Below are 17345 nucleotides of genomic sequence, written 5' to 3'. Positions count from 1 at the left end.
GGTCGGGCGATCGTTCCCGGGCCGTCGTGCGGGTGGGGCGGCACCGCAGCAGGTCCGGCTCAGTCCTGGGGCGTCCTCGGGGAACTCTGGGGCGTGGTCGCGCGCAGGTCTTCGAGCAGTTCCATCTGTCCGGCGAGCAGTCCGGTCAGGATGTTGCGCGCGACGGCGAGCAACTCGGCCACCCGGGGGCTGGTGAGCGTGTAGTAGACGGTGGATCCCTCCCGGCGGCTGACCACCACCAGGTTGGCGCGCCGCAACACCGCCAACTGCTGAGACAGCCGCGAGGCTTCGATGCCGACCTCGGGGAGCATCTCGGCGACGGCGTGCTCACGTTCGCTGAGCAGTTCGAGGATGCGGATGCGGGCCGGGTGGCCGAGCGTCTTGAAGAACTCGGCCTTCAGCTCGTACAGCGGGGTGCTCACCGCTCCACGTCCTTCCCGGGGGTCACGGTGCGAGGGGCGGTCGGCGACGGCGGTCGCCGGGTGGCGGCCGGGTCGCTCGGACGGGTGTGTGGCAACCACGCAGGGTCCTCGGGTCTGTACTCGGTCATGGGAAGAATCTTGTCCTGTCGCCCGCCGCCCGTCTCGGGACGGGCTCCACGACACCTTCGTTTCACGTGAATTGAGCAATTGCTTATTTTAGCAAGTCATTACCCCGGCGCGTGACGCGCAGGTCCGGGTCGCGCGGCCGTCGCCCGAGCCCGCGTCCACACAGCGCACCTGAACAGATCCCCCCAACTCCCGGGCATCCTCCACACCACCTCACCGACCCGCATCGACCACATCCACCGGCGGCCCCACCATCGCGGGGAACCGCCGACTCGACGAAGACGATAGCTTAGCAATTGATAAGATTGGCAACTGCTTCATACGTCAGGATGATGGGGAGGTCTGCGCCGAGCACGATGCGGCCCACGAACCGGCGGAGCGTCCCAGGAGGTACCCCATGGGGGAATTCGTGCACGAACTGATCGGCGGCCTCCGAGAGGCCCACGAAAAACTCGACGAGGCCCGCGAGGACCACGACGCCTACGGGATCGAGGTCTGGCAGGCACGCCTGGACGCCCTCGAACGCCTCGCCGAACAACACGGCGTACCGCTGCCCGACCGCGCCTGACCCCGATCCCGACCCAGGGCCCGCCCGGTACCACGCCATGCCATGCGCATCGGCCGGGCGTGTGGGTGTTGCGGCGACCGAAGCTCGTGTTCGCCCCAAGGACGAGCGCGAAACGAGGAAGCGAACGGCATGTTTTCACCGTGCCACACGTAGCGGACGCTCTCTGACCTGTACCTCCGACATCGTCGGTCCCGTCGCCGGAACCCTCCGGCACCGGAAACCACTCGTTCGGTCTTCGGAGCGACGAACGTCGTGTTCGGCCGAGTCGTCGGCGTCACGGCCGAGTACACCCGGCTCCGACCGTTGCGCGAGGTGTGCGCCCCGTCCGGCCGCACGCCTGCACCCCAGGAGAAACCCATGCGAACCCGTCCGCTCGGCCGGACCGGCATCCAGGTCAGTGCCTACACCCTGGGCACGATGATGTTCGGCCCCTACGGCAACCCCGACCCCGACGACTGCATCCGCATCGTCCACCGCGCCCTCGACGCCGGCATCAACGTCATCGACACCGCCGACGTCTACGGCGGCGGCGACGGCGAAGCCGAGAGGATCATCGGCAAAGCCCTGCGCGGCCGCCGCGACGACGTCGTCCTGGCCACGAAATTCAACGGCGTGATGGGATCCGACCCCAACCGGCGCGGCAACTCCCGCCGATGGATCGTCTCCGCCGTCGAAGGGTCGCTGCGCCGCCTGGGCGTCGACCACATCGACCTCTACCAGGCCCACCACCCCGAGCCCGGCACCGACATCGAGGAAACCCTCGGCGCGCTGACCGACCTGCTGCGCGCGGGCAAGATCCGCGCGATCGGCCACTCCAACCTGCCCGCCTCGGACATCGTCGAGGCCCAGTGGGTGTCCGATCGGCGCGGACTCGCCCGCTTCCGCTCCGAACAGCCGCACTACTCGATCCTCAACCGCGGCATCGAACGCGAGATCCTGCCGGTCTGCGAGCGCCACGGACTGGGCGTCCTGGTGTGGAGCCCGCTGGCGATGGGCCTGCTCGCCGGCCGCCTCCGCAGGGGCAACACGGAAACGGCCTCGCCCGGGCGCCTGCACTGGGCACGGCGGCACATGACCGACGAGCGCAAGCTCGACGCCGTCGAGGCACTCGCCGGAGTCGCCCAACAGGCCGGACTGTCGCTGCCCCACCTCGCCCTCGCGTTCGTCACCGCCCACCCCGCGGTCACCTCGGCGATCATCGGCCCACGCACACCCGAACAACTCGACGACCTCCTCGCCGGCGCGGACACCCTCCTCGACGACGACGTCCTCGACCGCATCGACGAGATCGCGCCGCCGGGAACCGACGTCGGACCCGTCGACGTCGCCTACCTCCCACCCGCGCTCACCCGGCCGGAACTCCGCCGGCGCACCACCGAAACCCGGGCAGCGCGCCGACAGCCGCCACAGTGACAACGGCGTCCGCGTTCACGCCCGCGGCAAACGGGGCGGTCCCGCCTCACGAGCCCGTGGCTGCGGTTTCCGGACCCGTCGGGTTTCGGGGCAGGCACGCGCTCGTGGTGGTGTCGTCGAGATTCTCCTCGACCCAGGTGCGCAGCAGGCGGAGGGGGACGGCGGCGCTGTGGCCCAGATCGGTGAGGGCGTATTCCACGTGCAGGGGTACGGCGGGGTGCACGGTGCGGGTGAGGATGCCGGAGTCCTCCAGGCGACGCAGGGTCTGGGTGAGGACTTTGGGGCTGATGCCCTGGAGACGCCGTCGGAGCTCTCCGAAGCGTTGCGAGCCCTGTTCGAGCGCGCCGATGATCAGCGCCGACCACTTGTTGGCGAGCAGGTCCAGCATCGCGCGGCAGGGGCACTGCGCGGCGTAGACGTCGTGGTCACTGTGCCGGCCCGTTGCACATTCCATCACCATGAACCGCTCCTCACCTGCTTGCTTCCCAAAGGGAAGTAGTGAACCTTGCGGGTAACTATATGCGCGTGGATACGGTCGTCGACATCAACAGGGAGGCCGCACGATCGACCTCCCGTCGTTCCACCGCTTGGAGTTGACGTATGTCCGCAACCTTGATGCGCGCCGTGGTCCAGAACGGATTCGGCGGTCCGCAGGTGCTGCGGGTGGCGCGGGTGCCCCGGCCCGTGCCCCTGCCGACCGAGGTCCTGGTGCGGGTGCACGCGGCCGGGATCAATCCGGTGGACTGGAAGACGCGTTCCGGCACGGGTATGGCCGGGGTGTTGGGCGAGCCGCCGTTCATCCTGGGCTGGGACGTGTCCGGGGTGGTGGAGGAGACCGGCTTCGGGGTGACCACGTTCGAGCCGGGTGACGAGGTCTTCGGGATGCCGTGGTTTCCCCGCGCGGTCGGCGGCTACGCCGAGTACGTCACCGCACCGGCGCGCCAGTTCGCCCGCAAGCCCGCCCGCCTCACCCACGAACAGGCCGCCGCCGTCCCCCTGGCCGCCCTCACCGCCTGGCAGGCGCTGGTGGACACGGCGGGGGTCCGCGCCGGCCAACGCGTGCTGATCCACGCGGCGGCGGGCGGGGTGGGGCACTTCGCGGTCCAGTTCGCCAAGCACCTGGGCGCGTACGTCATCGGCACCGCGAGCAGTGGCCGCCACGACTGGCTGACCGGACTCGGCGCGGACGAACTCGTCGACTACACCGCCGTCCGCTTCGAGGACGCGGCCCGCGACGTCGACGTGGTCATCGACCTGGTCGGTGACGGTCACGACCGCACCAGCACCCGATCGCTGGACGTGCTGCGCCCGGGCGGCCTGCTCGTGGCGATCCCCGCCGGGGTCTCGGCCGAGTTGGCCGAGGCCGCTCGTTCGCGCGGGATGCGCGCGAGCGCCTTCCTGGTCGAACCCGACGGCGCGGCCCTGACCCGCATCGCCGAACTCGTCGACGCCGGAGAGGTGGCCGTCGAGGTCGAGGAGGTCTTCGCCCTGGAGCAGGTCGCCCGGGCGCACGCTCGCGGCGAGACCGACCGTACCCGCGGCAAGCTCGTCCTGCGCGTCGCCTCCTGACACACCGCCTCGCGGTATCCGCACCACCACCCGACACCGCCGCACGACCGACCGGCGTCGACCGAGCCACGCCCCTCGGCCCGTAGGGCCGAGCACCGCCGGGGCGCGACCGCGCCCCGGCTCCGCCTTCCGGCGCCGGCCGACAACGAGGGAGAACCCACCATGTTCTACGAGATCCGCCGCTACCGGACCCGGCCCGGACGTCGGGACGAATGGGTCCGCTACATGGAGGAGGTCGTGATCCCCTTCCAGACCTCGAAGGGAATGACGGTCACCGCGTCCTTCACCGACGAGGAGGACCCGGACGGCTACATCTGGATCCGGCGGTTCGACAGCGAGGCGCGGCGCGTCCGGTTGTACGCCGCCGTCTACGACGACGACCACTGGACCGACGTGATCGACCCGGTCGTGCAGGACCTGCTGCTGGTCGAGAAGTCCGTGGTCACCCGCGCGGCCCCGACACCCGCCTTTGCCCTGGGCCGACACGTCCCCGAACATCCCTCCACGGCGATCACCCCCACCTCGTCCGTCCCGCAAGAAGGCACCCATGAATCGTGAAACGCAGGCGAAGTCCCTGTCCGCTCCCACCATCACCCGCTCCGCGGCCGCCGAGCTGATCGGGGCGGTGCTCGCCGCCGCCGACGAGATCGGCTTCCCGGTCGCGGTGGCGGTCACCGACAACGGAGGTCATCTCAAGGCGTTCGAGCGCACCGACGACGCGCCGTTCCTGGCCGCCGAGGTGGCGGTCGACAAGGCATGGACGGCCGTGTCCTATCGCGTCCCCACCCACGTGTGGAACTCCTACGTCACCGACCCCCACGTCGCCCCCCTCGCGCAACACCCCCGGCTGATGGCCGTGGGCGGCGGCTACCCGATCACCGAGAACGGCGTCGTCGTCGGCGGACTCGGCATCTCCGGCGGCAACTACGAACAGGACCGGCAGGCCGCGGAAGCCGCACTCGACGCGCTCGGCTTCGAGATCCCCGCATAACGTGACACGAACCCGTACCCGCCGTGTCGGGCGTGGTGGGGCGCGGCGAACGCCGTCAGGGCGAGGGCGGGTGGTGGCCCGCCGGGGCTGCGGGGAGCCGGCGCGAGGGGCCCGACAGCACGTGCCGGATCACGATGGCGGCCAACACCCAGACCAGCACGGCGATTCCGATGCGATCGCCGAGGGCACTCAGGCCGAGGGCGACCGCCGGACCGGGCAGGGCCCGCACGAACGTGCCCATCGACGGCCGCCCGGCGGTCAGGTCGCCGATCAGCACCACGCACTCCCACGCCGCGACGGCACCGCACAACAACCACCGATTGCCGGATGGCACCGCTCCCCGGGCCGCCACCGCGACGCCCAACCCCGCGGCGAGCGCGCCGACGAGCCCCGTGCTCACGCCGTGCAGGAGCATGGTCCGCCGCAGCGGGAGAACACCGGCGCGCAGGTGGGGGATGCCGGCGAACCCCTGGAGGAGCGACAGGCTCCACACCCCCACCAGGAGGGCGAAGGCGCCGAGGGCGGTGCCGAGCGTGCCGGGGTCCCGAGTGGTGTCCGAGGCGGCGGAGACCACCTGGGACACTCCCTCCCCGAGCACGATGATCACGTACAGGCCCAGTCGTTCGGCCAGGTGAGGGGTATTGGTGTAGGCCGCCTCGACCGAGGGGGCCGGGGTACGTTCCCGGTCGGCTCGGCGTCGCAGGAGTCGGTCGACCCTGCGGGTGGCGGCGCCCAGTGTGCGGGTTCCGGAGACGGTGAACAGGATGAGGAAGTCCAGGACCAGCCCCAGCGCCCAGAGTCCGTAGCGGGCGGGGGCGTCCACCCACAGGGAGATCAGCCACGGCGTGGTACCGATGCCGAGTTGGGCCAGGGGCCAGTCCATGGCGATGGTGATGGCGCCGCCTTGCCACAGGTGTCCGGCGAACCAGCGCAACGCGACGTAGGCGAGGATGAAGACCGTGCCGCTCCCGTCCCGGATGTCGGCGACCGAGGACGCCAGGACGGCCATGCCCAGCATGCCCACGAGCATGGCCGGGACGGCGGCGCGTTCGCCCTCGACGGACCCGCGGACGGTGAAACCGGTCCAGGCAATCCACAGCGCCGGGTACAAGAGCGCGTACAGGGCGACGTCGTCGGGCGAGGGGTCGTGCAGCAGGTGGGCGAGTTGGGCGACACCCGCCACGACGACCAGGTCGAAGAACAACTCGGTCCATGTCGCCCGCTGCTCGGCGCGTTCGGAGTCGTCGGCCGCGGATCGGTCGGCGGGGACGGGCGCGCTCATACAGCGGAGTATCCGGGTGGGCCGGACTGTGCGGGCGAAGACCCGCCGTCCGACACGGGCGGGTTTTTCACCCCGAATCGAATGCGGCGATCACGGCCCCGGCGCGACCTTCGGACTTCGGGACCGGCCGAAGCCCGGCGGAGCGCGCCCGGTTGTGTCGGTGGTTGGGAAGCGCGGAGGGTGTTGTGGATCTGCCGGCCGCACCACATGCCCGGGAGCATCCACACGGCGGTCCCCAGGGACATCAGCACGGTGATGGTGTGCCGTGCTCGGGCATCGGGGTGGTCGCCGCCGCCGTACCCGGCGAAGGACAGGGCAAGGGCGGCGATCCAGACGACGATCGCGGCGAGCGCGGTCTGGGCGAAGGCCGCCAGGCCGTAGAGGGTGCCCTCACGGCGTTCCCCGGTGCGGGCCGATTCGGTGTCGGCGATGTCGGGGAGAAGAGCCCAGCCGGTGACGGCGACCGCCATACTGCCGGCCGAGCTGAGCAGGATGAGCGTCCAGAACAGGACGTCGTCGCCCCGGCCCGGGAAGACGAACAGGCACTGCACCACGGCCCAGCAGCCGGTGAACAGCAGGTATGTGCGGGGCTTGCCGATCCGGTCGGTCATTCGGCGCACCAGCGGCAGCCACGCGAGTCCGGCCGCGAACCAGGTCAGCATCACCAGGGACGCGGTGTCCTCGCTGTAGCCCATGACATGGACGCCGTAGTACACCGCGACCGCGCCCGTGACACTCAAGGGTGCCCAACCGAACGCGAGCATGCCCAGCGTCAGTCGCACGGTCCGGGACTCGCGGACCATCGCCATGCCGTCTCGTGGTCGGACGGTCGCGGGTTCCGCCGCCGGTTCGCGGCCGCGCGCCGTGGCCCAGGTCGCCAGCAGGCCGCCGGTGGCCAATAGGGCGCATACCGCGGCGGCGGCCGACCAGCCCGCCTTGTCGCTCCCGCCCAGGGCGTCGCCGAGTACGTCGTGGAGCGCGAGGGGGGTGATCGCGCCGACGAGTGCGCCCAGTTGCGAGAAGGCGGTGCGCACGCTCGACAGGGCGGTGCGCTCGGTCGGGTCGGTGCTCAGCTCGGCGCCGAGGGCTCCGTACGGCACGTAGAAGACGGTCAGACTGGTGAACCAGGCCAGTGCGACCGCGGTGTAGTAGGCCGCACGGGCGACACCCGTCAGGCCGAAGTCGGTGAACAGCAGCCAGGACGTCACCGCGTACGGGATCGCCGCGGCCGTCAGGAAGGGGAGTCTGCGCCCGTGGGGCGAGCGCAGGCGGTCCGAGCGCCGGCCGATGTACGGCTGCAGGACCGCGTTCCACACCGTGCCCAGCGCCACCACCGTTCCGCCGAGCGCGGCGGACGCGCCGGCGACGTCGGTCATGTAGTAGAGGAACAGGGTGGAGAACGCCGTCCACATCACGGCGTTGGCCCACTCGCCGCCTCCGTACCCCCATCGCACCCGTCTCGGCAGGGCCCGGGCGTTCGCGGCGCGCGTCATGACGTTCTCCCCACGACCCGCAGGTCCAGGTGGGACGCGGTGACCGCGTCGTGATGGATCGTCGTCGTGCCCGCACTGGTGTTGCGGTCCCAGCGGTCGAAGGCGCTGCCGGATATCTCGACGCCGATCCGATGACCAGCGCGAAAGCGATGCCCGGTGGCCCCCAGGTCGACGTGCGCGGCATACGGGCGCCCCGGTTCCACCGGTGTCGGCGCGTCGGCGGGGTCGCGGTGCGTCAGGCGTCGGATGCCTTCCTGGACGAGCTGGGCGAACCCGTCGGGGGCGATGTCGATCAACGAGACGGTGACGTCCGCGTCGTCGGCGGTCGTGGAGGCGTGGATCGTGGCCGTGATCGGGCCGACGACGACCATGTCGTCCGTCAGCGGATCGCCGCGGTAGACCAACACGTCGGGGCGCCTATGGAGATCGCGGCGGTCCGCCAGCGCCTTGGTCATCGACCACAGGTCCTTGCCCTCCCACGGCGCCGCCGGGTCGGTCGGGTCATAGACGAACCGTGCCGGGTGCTCGGTGACCTCGGGTTCACCGGCGGTGAGTTCGCGGTTGCCCCGCAGGTGGAGGCGGAGTTCGGCGGTGTCGCGGGGCGGCCAGGCGTCGTCGGTGTGCCAGCGGTCGGCTCCGGTGACGTACGCCCGTACCCGGGGCCCGTCGAGCTCGACGGGTACCGCCGTCGAGCCGTCGGCCCGGGTCAGGACCTCGTCGGAGAACGCCAACACCCGGTCCCAGGCGCGGGGACCGGTCGGGATCGGAACGCGGCCCACCCTGCCGTCGAAGTCGCAGCTCGTCTCGTGGTCGGTGGGGCCGATCACCAGGCGCCTCAGACGCGCCAGGTCCGGGCGGCGCTCCTCGAGTTCCGTCCAGCACTGCAGCGTGCCGGGCAGCAGGTTGTCGTACCAGCCGCTCCACACCATCGTCGGCACCTCGACGCGGTCGAGCAGGTGTCGGAAGTCGTGCGCGTTCCAGAAGTCGTCGTCGCGCCCGGTGCGTTGGGGGCGGTCGGCGAACTCGCGGTAGAGCCCACTGGGCAGTCCGGCCGCGTCCGCCATGTCCCGTACCGGCAGATGCCGGGTATCGAAGCGGTGCCAGTTGAGGAACCCACGTCCGGCCTGGTCGCACGCCCACATCGCGGTGCTGCCGAGGCACAGCGCGCCGCCCTCGAACAGCAGCGTGTGCATGTCCAGGCCCATGTCGCCCGGCGAGATGCAGGCCAGCGCGGGATGGCCGGACGCCGCGGCGGCCCACTGGGTGAACGCGTAGTAGGACTCGCCGGTCATCGCCACCCGGCCGTCACACCAGGGCTGGTCGGCCACCCAGTCGATCGTGTCGTAGCCGTCGTCGACCTCGTGCACGAACGGACGCCACTCGCCCTGCGAACCGAACCGGCCGCGGACGTCCTGCATCACCGCCGCGTAGCCGCGCCGGGCCCAGAAACGGCCGACGGCGGGCATGTACGCGTACGCCTCGCGGATCCCGTACGGCATCCGGATCAGCATCGCCGGGTGCCGGGTCCCGGACGGCCGTGCGGTGCGGTCGGCCGGGAGGTATACGTCCGTCAGCAGGCGTACGCCGTCGCGCATCGGCACCATCGTGCCTCGCACCACCCGCACCCTGGGGAAACTCTCCGGCGACGCCGAGGGCAGTTCCTTGAACGGCAAGGCGAGATGTTTCGCGCCGACCAGACATGCCCGGGTCATCCCCCACTTTGCGTCCGCAATGAGATGCTTCATCCGTGTCTCCCGTTCGCGACGTGACAGGCGGGTGACGCTAGTCGCCACAGAACGCGCGAGCATGGGAAGAATTCGCCGGCATTTCATCGGAGCGACATGGACACATCACCCGGCACACCCCAGCCTCGCCGCGGACGCGGTCGGCCCCGCGAAGTCGTCCGCCGGGCCCCCGGGGAGGGCACCCCGCTGGACCGTCGCCCCGCGGACTCGCCGCGGACGACCGCCGCGATCCTCGACGCCGCGCACCGCGTCCTGCTCCGCGCCGGGACGGCCGGGTTGACCCTGGTCGCCGTCGCTCGCGAAGCCCACGTCGACGTGACCACGGTCTCGTACCACTTCGGCACCCGGCACGGACTCATCGAAGCCCTGATGGACCGGCTCTACCAGGAACAGGTGGCCGATTTCGCCGCCGAGGCCCGCGAACTGCGACCCGGGCGCGAGCGCCGGCAGGCGTACCTCGACGGCGTCGGACGCATGTGTCAGGACGGCGACGCGACGCGCGCGTACTTCGCCATCGCCGTACTCGGCCTCCACGACGACGCGTTGCGCGCCCGGCTCGCCAAACTGAACGCCTGGACGGTCCGTGCGTTCGCCGACACCATCCACGGCGACGCCGCCACGCCCGAACGTCCGATGCCGGATCCCGAACGCCTGCGCGTGATCGGCGAGTTCGTCTACGCGGCCGTGGACGGCATCGAACTCCACCACGCACTCGGCGACCACACGTACCCCCTGCACGACCTGCTCGCCATCCTCGACGACGTCGTTGCGTGGCTACTCGCGCGGGACAGCCCCTGACCCGCGCGCCCTCGCGGCCGTGGAGTTCGCCGGCGGCCGGCCTATCCGGTGCCCGCGGCGCGGCCGGCGCGGCGGGACAACTCCGCGAAGGCCTCGCGCAACTCGGGCGGGGCAACCACTTCGATCTCGGTGTCGAAGCGGGCCAACGCCGCCGCGAGGGCGGCCCAGGACCAGGATCCCGTCGTCAGCCCGGTCCGGTCGGGGCCGAGCTCCTCGACACGGCCGTCGCCGACGAACGGGGCCACCTCCGCCACCGGCAGGCCGAGGATCACCTCGCCGCGGCAGGGCCAGGCGTCCACGCTCTCGGAACCCTTGAACCGGGCCGACAGAAAGGCGGTCACGTCCCCGCCCGGCACTTCACGGGGAGCGAACCGCGGCCCGTTCGGGATCCGCGGCGTCATCCGGTCGGCACGGAAGGTCCGCCAGTCGCCGCGGTCGGGGTCCCAGCCGACGACGTACCAGCGCCCGGCGCGCACCACCAGGTGATGGGGCTGCACCCGGCGAGGCGGGCGCGGCTCGGCATCCTCGGTGCGCCCCGGTGAGCGGTAGTCGAACCGCAGCTCCTCCCCCGCGCGGACCGCGGCACTCAGCGTCAGCAGGATCCCGGTATCGACCTGCGGATCGCCGCCGCGCCCGGCCACGCCGATCTCCAGGGCGTCGACCCGCTGCCGCAACCGCGTCGGCAACACCTGCCGCACGGTGGCCAGCGCCCGCGCGGCGGCCTCCTCGATGCCCGCGCCCGTCCCGACGGCGATCCGCAGCGCCACGGCCAGCGCGACCGCCTGCTCCTCGTCGAACAGCAGTGGCGGCATCTGGCTGCCCGCTTCGAGCCGGTATCCGCCGTCGGGACCCTTGACCGCCTGCACGGGGTAACCCAGCTCGCGCAGCCGGTCGACGTCGCGGCGCACGGTTCGCGCGCTGACGCCCAACCGCTCGGCGAGCAGGCCGCCGGGCCAGTCGCGGCGGGCCTGCAGCATGGACAGCAGCGCCAGCAGCCGGCTGGAGGTCGTCGTCGAGGAAGCGATCGGCATGTTTTCACCATGCCACCAGTAGCGGACGTTCACCGACCTGTACTTCGGACATCGTCGATCCCGTCGCCGGAAACCTCCGGCACCGGAAATCACTCGCGAAGGACCGGAACACGATGTCGCTCAACGCTGTCGCCCACCTGAACTTCCACGGCCAGGCCCGCGAGGCCCTGGAGTTCTACCAGTCGGTCTTCGGCGGCCGGCTCACCGTCGCCACCTACGCCGACTTCGGAATGCCCGCCGAACTGCCCGGCGCGACCAACGTCGTGTTCGGCCAGGTCGTCGCCGACAACGGCTTCCGGGTCATGGCCTACGACGTGCCCGGCGAGCACGCACCGGCCACCCCCGGCACCCCCACCACGCGCCGGGAGAACGGCACCACCATCACCCGGGAACCGTTCTTCCTGTCCGTCCGCGGCGACAACGTCGACGAGGTCACCCCCGTCTGGGAGGGCCTCGCCAAGGACGCGACCGTGATCGAGGCATTCGGTCCCGCCCAGTGGGCACCCGCCTTCGGCATGCTCGCCGACCGCTTCGGCGTCACCTGGATCATCGACGTCGCGGCCGAATACACCCAGGACTGACCCTCCCACGAGGTGTGCGGCCGAACCGGCCGCACACCTCCACCCCGGGAACCACCCACACGAACCCGTCCGCTCGGCCCGGTCGGCAGGAAACAGGGACTCACCTCATGCCAATCTCTCTGTCCGCGTTGGATCTCGTGATCGCGGAGCGGGGACGCACCACCGCCGAATCGCTCGCGGCGACCAGTCGAACCGTGAGTCGTCTGGACGATCTCGGATACCGGCGGATCTGGTTCGCCGAGCATCACGGAACCGAGCTTTCCGCGAGCGTGGTGCCCGCGGTTCTGATCGCGCACTTCGCCGCACGGACCAGCAGGATCCGACTCGGGTCCGGCGGTGTCCTGGTGCCCAACCACGCGCCGCTGGCGCTCGCGGAACAGTTCGCCACGCTGGCGGCGCTGCATCCGGATCGCATCGACATGGGCATGGGCCGCGGACCGGGTACCTTCGACGGGTCGATCGTGCGGGCGTTGCGCCGGGGCGCCGAACCGGGCACGGAGACGGAGTACGGCGAGGACGTGGCCGCCGTGCTGCGTCACCTCTCCGGTGACGGCGGCGTGCGGCTGATCGCGGGCCGGCAACCGGACGGGGGCGGTGCCCGCCCGTGGCTGCTCGCGTCCAGCCCGGCCAGTGCGGAACTGGCGGCGCGACTGGGACTGCCGATCGCGCTGGCGCACCACATCCGGCCGGACCGGACCATCGCCACGGCAGCGCGTTACCGGGAACTGTTCACGCCGTCCCGGTGGGCGGACCGGCCGCACGTGATGGTCGCGGTCGAGACCGTCGTGGCGGACAGCGAGGCGGAGGCCGCGCGCCTGGCCCGCCCGACCGACGTCGCGCGATCCAGGCAGGACTCGTCGGCGCTGCCGTCCCCGGAGGAGGCGGCCGTCCACGAGATCCCGGAGCAGACCCGCGCCCGGGTGGAGGCCACCGGTGCGGCACAGGCACGCGGCACGGTCACGACCGTACGGCGGCGGTTCGCGGAGATCGTGGCGCGGACCGGCGCGGACGAACTGATGCTGTACGCCTCCGTCCACGACGCCGACGCACGCATCCGCTGCTACGAACTGGCCGCGAAAGCCGCCGAGTAGGCCCGACGACACGACACGCCTCGCGTCGGGTCGAGGCTCGCGTGGGGATCCTGAAAGACCATGTGCACGGTCCCACGAGGGTGACGTCGGACCGCGGCGCCCGGTCGGGACCGGTCGTGCGCGGGAGCGACGTCGGCAAGGCCGGTTCCGAGAAGCGCGGACCCGTCCGGCGGACGTACCGTTGGGGCAGCGGGCAACGAAACCAAGGAGCCACATGGTCGGGTCCGCCGCCGGTGACGCGGCACCTACGTTCGCCTTCGCAGCCGTCGTAGTGGACGACCACGGTCACGTGCTGCGCTGGTCCGGGGCCGCCGCCGAACTGCTGGACCGGACCGCCGAACAGGTATGCGGCCGCCCGTTCGCGTCCCTGCTCGCCGACGGCGGCCGGGAGGCGCACGCCGACGCCGGCGTCCCGGCCGAGGGCCGGGCACGCTTCGCCCGCCGGGTCGGGGCCCCCGTCGACGCGACGCTGCGGGTGCTGCCGCTGGAGCCCTCCGGCGAGCACCTCGTCCTGCTCGTCCCCGCCGATCCCACTCCCACGACCGGGGCGGCCCCGGGCGGGCCCACCCTCCGGGCCCGCCGCGATCGGGATCTGTTGCACGAGGCCGCCGTCCGGGTCGGCGGCTCGCTCGACGCGGCGCGCACCGCGCAGGACTTGGCGGACGTCCTCGTCCCCGCCCTGGGCGACCTCGCCGCCGTCGAACTCGCCGACGGCGTGCTCGACGGGGACGAGCCGCCGAAGATCCACGGCGGAGGAGACCCACACCTGCGCCGGACAGCGGTGGCCTCGGCCACCGGAACCTGGCCCGCCCATCTCGTACAGCCGGGCCAGACCATGCCACCCATGCTGGCCACGCGCGCGCTGCGGGACATCCGACACGGCCGGGCGGCCGTTTTCGACGTGGCGAAGGTGAGCACCGTCTTCCAGGAGCCGAGGCGCCTTCCCGATTCCCTCCACTCGGCGATGTGGGCCCCGCTGTTCGCACGCGGACTGGTCCTCGGCACCGTCATCGTCTGGCGCACGGACCAACCGGACCCGTTCGACGCGGAGGACGCCGACCTCCTGACCGAGATCGCCTCCCGAGCGGCCCTGGGCGTCGACAACGCCCGCCGCTACACCCGCGAACACCGATCGGTGCTCGCGCTCCAGCAGCGCCTGCTCCCGGAGCCCGCGACCGACACGCCGGCGGCCGAGACGACGGGCCTGTACCTTCCCACAAGCAGCGGGGCCGGAATCGGCGCCGACTGGTACGACGTCGTCCCACTGCCCTCCTTCCGGGTCGCCCTCGTGGTCGGCGACGTGGCGGGACACGGCCTGTACGCCACCGCCACCATGGGTCGGCTGCGCACGGCCGTCCGTACGCTCGCCGACCTCGAACTCGACCCCACCGAACTCCTCACCCACCTGGACGACCTGGTCCAGCAGTTCGGCAGAGGCCCGGACCCGTTCGTCGCGACCTGCCTGTACGCCGAATACGACCCGGTGGCCCGGCGCTGCGCTCTGGCCAGTGCCGGTCATCCGCCGCCCGTCCTCGTCACGCCGGGCGCCGTCGCCGAAGCGGTCGACGTCGCTCCGGGACCGCCCCTGGGCGTGGGCGGGCTCCCGTTCGAGACGGTCGTCGTCGACATCGAGCCGGGCAGCGTCCTGGCCCTGTACACCGACGGCCTGATCGAACGCCACGACACCGACCCGGACGGCGGCCTTCGCCGGCTGGTGGAGAGTCTGTCGGCCTCGTACGAACCCGGCCGTCCCCTGGCGGACACGGGGCGCGAGCTCCTCGCCGACTTCGACGGCGAGCCCCCGCGCGACGACGTCGCGCTGCTCCTGGCCCGCGTACGGGCGGTGCCGAAGGAGCACACCGCGAGTTGGGAGTTCCCGGCGGACCCGGCCGCCGTGGCCGACGCCCGCGGTGTCGTCGCCGCACAACTCGCCGCCTGGGACCTCGAGGACCTGACCTTCACCACGGAGCTGATCGTCAGCGAACTGGTCACCAACGCCGTGCGGTACGCGGGCGGCCCGATCGGGCTGAGACTGATCCGCGAGACCTCGCTCGTCTGCGAGGTCACCGACCCCAGCAACACCCAACCGCGCCTGCGCCGGGCCCGCTGGAGCGACGAGGGCGGGCGTGGCCTGTTCCTCGTCGCGCAGCTCACCAGCCGGTGGGGAAGCCGCCACGGCCGAAAGGGCAAGACCATCTGGACCGAGCAACCCTTCACACCCCTGGCCCCCACACCAACCTGACCCTCCGCCGACCGAAGCCCACCACCCGGGGCGAGTAGGAGCCGGTAGCGTGAGCGTGTGCGTGGTGCGGGAAGGGGTTGACGGTGCGCCGGGGGGAGTTACTGGACGGCAAGTATCTGCTCGAGGTACTGATCGGCCGGGGCGGCATGGGCGAGGTGTGGTCGGCGCACGACCGGGAGCTGGACCGCCCCGTCGCGGTGAAGATCGTGGACGCGGACCCCGGGTTGACCGCTCGGCTACGGCGGGAAGCGCGTACGGGCGTCCGGTTGCAGCATGTCGGCATCACCGTCGTGCACGACATCGGCGAACATCGGGGGCACCCGTTCTTCGTGATGGAGTTGCCGGCCGGCACCGACTTCCGGACGCTGATGGAGGCCGGTCCGACCGGGCTGCCTGCGACTTCGGGATCGCCCGTTACACCGACGCCACCATCGGCCTCACCGCGCCCGGCAGCGTGCTCGGCACCCCCACCTACATGGCACCCGAGCAGTACGAGGGCAAGGACGTAGGTCCGGCCACCGACCTGTACTCCTTCGGCGCCACCCTGCACGCGCTGCTCGTCGGACGGCCGCCCTTCCCGGGCGCGTCACTTCCCCACCTGATGCTCCAGCACCTCACCCAGCCCCCGCCCCGCGTCACCGAGCTCCGGCCCGACATCCCCGCCGAGCTCGAATGGCTGGTCCTGGAACTGCTGACCAAGGACCCCACCTGCCGGCCCGCGTCCGCGGCCTCCACGAGCGACACCCTCCGTGCGCTCACCGGCGACCTCCTGCGATCGACGCCCCCGCCGGAGGACCGGCCTCCGAGCGATTGGGCCCCGCTCCCGCCGCGGCCACCGGCGGAAGAGCGAACCCTTCGGTCCACGGACGATGCCATCTCCACCCGGATCGAGTTCGTCAACCGGCGCGGCGAGGCCGTCCGGATCCACTGGCTCGACTACCAGGGCCACCGCGTCTTCTACATGCGGCTCGATCCGGGCATGTCCTACATCCAGCAGACCTATGTCTCACATCCGTGGATCGTCACGAACACGGCGGAAACCCCGCTCGTCGTCTTCCGGCCGACCGCGGCACCGGGCCGCGCGACCATCCACGGACGGTGACGACGTTCGTGGTGACGCCGCGAACGGGGGTCAGGGTCGGCGGTCGTGGTGGTTGCCGAGGCGGGTGGCGGCGGCGACCAGTGCTCCGGCGGTCTCCTGGCGATCGGGGGTGAGTCGGCCCGTCGGGGCGCTGATGACCAGCGCCGCGGCGGCGCGGCCGAGGTCGTCGAGGACGACCGCGCCGACGGTGGTGATCTGGGTGGTGACCGCGCCGGCGTTGAGCGACCAGCCGCGTTCGCGGGTGCGCGCCATGGCCGCGGCCAGGACCGGGTCGTGGGGATCGACGCCGTAGCGGGCGATCTCGTCGGCGTCCATCGCGCTGAACAGGGCGATGCCGGCCGCGCTGCCGCCCGGTGGGAGCACCGATCCCAGGCGCGGCGCCGCACGCAGCTGGTGGCTGCTCTCCACGACGTCCACGGCGATGATCAGACCCGCGTCCGGCAGGGCGAGTGTCGCCGTCTCGCCGGTAGCGCGCGCCAGTTCCTCCAGGATCGGCCGGGCGCGGGCCGCCAGATCGGAGGGCCTGCGGGCCAGCCCCGCCAGGACCAGGGGCCTGCTGGACAACTCCCACGCGGTCGGGCCGCCGCCGGCGGGCCTGATCCAGCCGACCGCGTGCAGGGTGACCAGGGCGCGCTGGACCGCGCTCTTGTCGGTGTCCAGCAGCCGGGACAGCTCGCCCACCCCCACCGGCTGGTGCTCGGCGACCGCCTCCAGGACTTCCAGGGCACGCCGCACGCTCTGGAGGGGTTTGACGCTCATCGACACGCTCCTCGACCGGGACGACACCGCCGCCCACCGTATCGCTCGGCGACACGACACGGACGCCGCTCCAACCGCCCCCGCCGCTCTCGTACGCCCCCGCGCATGTCCGGGAAACGGCGCCCGGCGGGC

The 17345-nt window shown here is 71.8% G+C and carries 18 protein-coding genes; 11 read left to right on the top strand and 7 right to left on the bottom strand.

Annotated features, from left to right (window positions below):
* Positions 1 to 59 precede the first annotated feature (59 nt).
* Positions 60 to 422 carry an ArsR/SmtB family transcription factor gene (locus tag EMA17_RS03895; protein WP_126635415.1) on the bottom strand — a complete coding sequence of 121 codons (363 nt, stop codon included), beginning with the start codon at positions 420 to 422 and terminating at the stop codon, positions 60 to 62.
* A 523-nt stretch (positions 423 to 945) separates the two neighbouring features.
* Here EMA17_RS03895 and EMA17_RS52485 point away from each other — a divergent pair.
* On the top strand, positions 946 to 1116 hold the full coding sequence (locus tag EMA17_RS52485; RefSeq protein ID WP_170222092.1) for a hypothetical protein: 171 nt from the start codon (positions 946 to 948) through the stop codon (positions 1114 to 1116).
* A 357-nt stretch (positions 1117 to 1473) separates the two neighbouring features.
* Positions 1474 to 2529, top strand: a complete 1056-nt coding sequence (locus EMA17_RS03890; protein WP_126635414.1) for an aldo/keto reductase — start codon at positions 1474 to 1476, stop codon at positions 2527 to 2529.
* A gap of 46 nt (positions 2530 to 2575) precedes the next feature.
* On the opposite strand, the gene EMA17_RS03885 is transcribed toward EMA17_RS03890, so the two are convergent.
* Positions 2576 to 2989 carry a winged helix-turn-helix transcriptional regulator gene (locus EMA17_RS03885; RefSeq protein ID WP_126635413.1) on the bottom strand — a complete coding sequence of 138 codons (414 nt, stop codon included), beginning with the start codon at positions 2987 to 2989 and terminating at the stop codon, positions 2576 to 2578.
* Positions 2990 to 3129: 140 nt separating this feature from the next.
* On the opposite strand from EMA17_RS03885, the gene EMA17_RS03880 reads away from it, so the two are divergent.
* The 3 genes from EMA17_RS03880 to EMA17_RS03870 all read left to right on the top strand — a co-directional run bounded on the left by EMA17_RS03880 (position 3130) and on the right by EMA17_RS03870 (position 5089).
* Positions 3130 to 4098, top strand: coding sequence for an NADP-dependent oxidoreductase (locus EMA17_RS03880; RefSeq protein WP_126635412.1), 969 nt, complete (start codon positions 3130 to 3132; stop codon positions 4096 to 4098).
* 162 nt (positions 4099 to 4260) lie between these two features.
* Positions 4261 to 4656: an NIPSNAP family protein gene (locus tag EMA17_RS03875; protein ID WP_126635411.1), complete on the top strand. Its 396-nt coding sequence runs from the start codon at positions 4261 to 4263 to the stop codon at positions 4654 to 4656.
* Entirely contained in the window at positions 4646 to 5089 is a 444-nt protein-coding gene (locus EMA17_RS03870) for a GlcG/HbpS family heme-binding protein (RefSeq protein WP_126635410.1), read from the top strand. The genes EMA17_RS03875 and EMA17_RS03870 overlap by 11 nt, the downstream gene beginning before the upstream one ends.
* A gap of 55 nt (positions 5090 to 5144) precedes the next feature.
* Here the strand turns inward: EMA17_RS03870 and EMA17_RS03865 are convergent, their stop codons facing one another.
* The 3 genes from EMA17_RS03865 to EMA17_RS03855 are packed head-to-tail and all read right to left on the bottom strand — an operon-like array spanning position 5145 to position 9609.
* Positions 5145 to 6371: a low temperature requirement protein A gene (locus EMA17_RS03865; protein ID WP_126635409.1), complete on the bottom strand. Its 1227-nt coding sequence runs from the start codon at positions 6369 to 6371 to the stop codon at positions 5145 to 5147.
* Positions 6368 to 7864, bottom strand: a complete 1497-nt coding sequence (locus EMA17_RS03860; RefSeq protein ID WP_126635408.1) for an MFS transporter — start codon at positions 7862 to 7864, stop codon at positions 6368 to 6370. Before EMA17_RS03860 ends, EMA17_RS03865 begins: the two co-directional genes overlap by 4 nt.
* Positions 7861 to 9609 carry a CocE/NonD family hydrolase gene (locus tag EMA17_RS03855; RefSeq protein ID WP_160161301.1) on the bottom strand — a complete coding sequence of 583 codons (1749 nt, stop codon included), beginning with the start codon at positions 9607 to 9609 and terminating at the stop codon, positions 7861 to 7863. Before EMA17_RS03855 ends, EMA17_RS03860 begins: the two co-directional genes overlap by 4 nt.
* A 96-nt stretch (positions 9610 to 9705) precedes the next feature.
* Between EMA17_RS03855 and EMA17_RS03850 the strand changes: the two genes are divergently transcribed.
* On the top strand, positions 9706 to 10407 hold the full coding sequence (locus tag EMA17_RS03850) for a TetR/AcrR family transcriptional regulator (RefSeq protein ID WP_126635406.1): 702 nt from the start codon (positions 9706 to 9708) through the stop codon (positions 10405 to 10407).
* A gap of 41 nt (positions 10408 to 10448) precedes the next feature.
* Here EMA17_RS03850 and EMA17_RS03845 read toward each other — a convergent pair whose 3' ends face one another.
* Complete coding sequence (locus tag EMA17_RS03845; RefSeq protein WP_126635405.1) at positions 10449 to 11438, bottom strand: helix-turn-helix transcriptional regulator; 990 nt, start codon at positions 11436 to 11438, stop codon at positions 10449 to 10451.
* Positions 11439 to 11551: 113 nt separating this feature from the next.
* Here EMA17_RS03845 and EMA17_RS03840 point away from each other — a divergent pair, with 113 nt between their 5' ends.
* From EMA17_RS03840 to EMA17_RS51595, 5 genes are all read left to right on the top strand, one after another.
* Entirely contained in the window at positions 11552 to 12019 is a 468-nt protein-coding gene (locus EMA17_RS03840; RefSeq protein ID WP_126635404.1) for a VOC family protein, read from the top strand.
* A gap of 107 nt (positions 12020 to 12126) precedes the next feature.
* Positions 12127 to 13110, top strand: a complete 984-nt coding sequence (locus EMA17_RS03835; RefSeq protein ID WP_126635403.1) for an MsnO8 family LLM class oxidoreductase — start codon at positions 12127 to 12129, stop codon at positions 13108 to 13110.
* 214 nt (positions 13111 to 13324) lie between these two features.
* A complete protein-coding gene (locus EMA17_RS03830; RefSeq protein WP_126635402.1) occupies positions 13325 to 15352 on the top strand; it encodes a SpoIIE family protein phosphatase in 2028 nt (675 codons plus the stop codon).
* Between the two features lie 83 nt (positions 15353 to 15435).
* Complete coding sequence (locus EMA17_RS53775) at positions 15436 to 15861, top strand: protein kinase family protein (RefSeq protein WP_126635401.1); 426 nt, start codon at positions 15436 to 15438, stop codon at positions 15859 to 15861.
* Positions 15807 to 16454: a protein kinase domain-containing protein gene (locus EMA17_RS51595; protein ID WP_246126422.1), complete on the top strand. Its 648-nt coding sequence runs from the start codon at positions 15807 to 15809 to the stop codon at positions 16452 to 16454. The genes EMA17_RS53775 and EMA17_RS51595 overlap by 55 nt, the downstream gene beginning before the upstream one ends.
* A gap of 30 nt (positions 16455 to 16484) precedes the next feature.
* Here the strand turns inward: EMA17_RS51595 and EMA17_RS03815 are convergent, their stop codons facing one another.
* Entirely contained in the window at positions 16485 to 17213 is a 729-nt protein-coding gene (locus EMA17_RS03815) for an IclR family transcriptional regulator (protein WP_126635400.1), read from the bottom strand.
* Positions 17214 to 17345: the final 132 nt, after the last annotated feature.

The sequence above is a fragment of the Embleya hyalina genome (genome assembly GCF_003967355.1).
GTDB classification, from domain to species: Bacteria; Actinomycetota; Actinomycetes; order Streptomycetales; family Streptomycetaceae; genus Embleya; species Embleya hyalina.
Note: the sequence above shows the minus strand (reverse complement) of the source record. Positions and strands in the feature narration are given on the sequence as shown.

Bases quoted from the DNA above. Each gene is read 5' to 3' on its own strand.
- EMA17_RS03850 (WP_126635406.1), top strand. From the start codon at position 9,706: ATGGACACATCACCCGGCACACCCCAGCCTCGCCGCGGACGCGGTCGG.
- EMA17_RS03865 (WP_126635409.1), bottom strand. From the start codon at position 6,371: ATGAGCGCGCCCGTCCCCGCCGACCGATCCGCGGCCGACGACTCCGAA.
- EMA17_RS03885 (WP_126635413.1), bottom strand. From the start codon at position 2,989: ATGGTGATGGAATGTGCAACGGGCCGGCACAGTGACCACGACGTCTAC.
- EMA17_RS03880 (WP_126635412.1), top strand. From the start codon at position 3,130: ATGTCCGCAACCTTGATGCGCGCCGTGGTCCAGAACGGATTCGGCGGT.
- EMA17_RS03815 (WP_126635400.1), bottom strand. From the start codon at position 17,213: ATGAGCGTCAAACCCCTCCAGAGCGTGCGGCGTGCCCTGGAAGTCCTG.
- EMA17_RS03845 (WP_126635405.1), bottom strand. From the start codon at position 11,438: ATGCCGATCGCTTCCTCGACGACGACCTCCAGCCGGCTGCTGGCGCTG.
- EMA17_RS03855 (WP_160161301.1), bottom strand. From the start codon at position 9,609: ATGAAGCATCTCATTGCGGACGCAAAGTGGGGGATGACCCGGGCATGT.
- EMA17_RS03860 (WP_126635408.1), bottom strand. From the start codon at position 7,864: ATGACGCGCGCCGCGAACGCCCGGGCCCTGCCGAGACGGGTGCGATGG.
- EMA17_RS03870 (WP_126635410.1), top strand. From the start codon at position 4,646: ATGAATCGTGAAACGCAGGCGAAGTCCCTGTCCGCTCCCACCATCACC.
- EMA17_RS52485 (WP_170222092.1), top strand. From the start codon at position 946: ATGGGGGAATTCGTGCACGAACTGATCGGCGGCCTCCGAGAGGCCCAC.
- EMA17_RS03830 (WP_126635402.1), top strand. From the start codon at position 13,325: ATGGTCGGGTCCGCCGCCGGTGACGCGGCACCTACGTTCGCCTTCGCA.
- EMA17_RS03835 (WP_126635403.1), top strand. From the start codon at position 12,127: ATGCCAATCTCTCTGTCCGCGTTGGATCTCGTGATCGCGGAGCGGGGA.
- EMA17_RS03840 (WP_126635404.1), top strand. From the start codon at position 11,552: ATGTCGCTCAACGCTGTCGCCCACCTGAACTTCCACGGCCAGGCCCGC.
- EMA17_RS03890 (WP_126635414.1), top strand. From the start codon at position 1,474: ATGCGAACCCGTCCGCTCGGCCGGACCGGCATCCAGGTCAGTGCCTAC.
- EMA17_RS03875 (WP_126635411.1), top strand. From the start codon at position 4,261: ATGTTCTACGAGATCCGCCGCTACCGGACCCGGCCCGGACGTCGGGAC.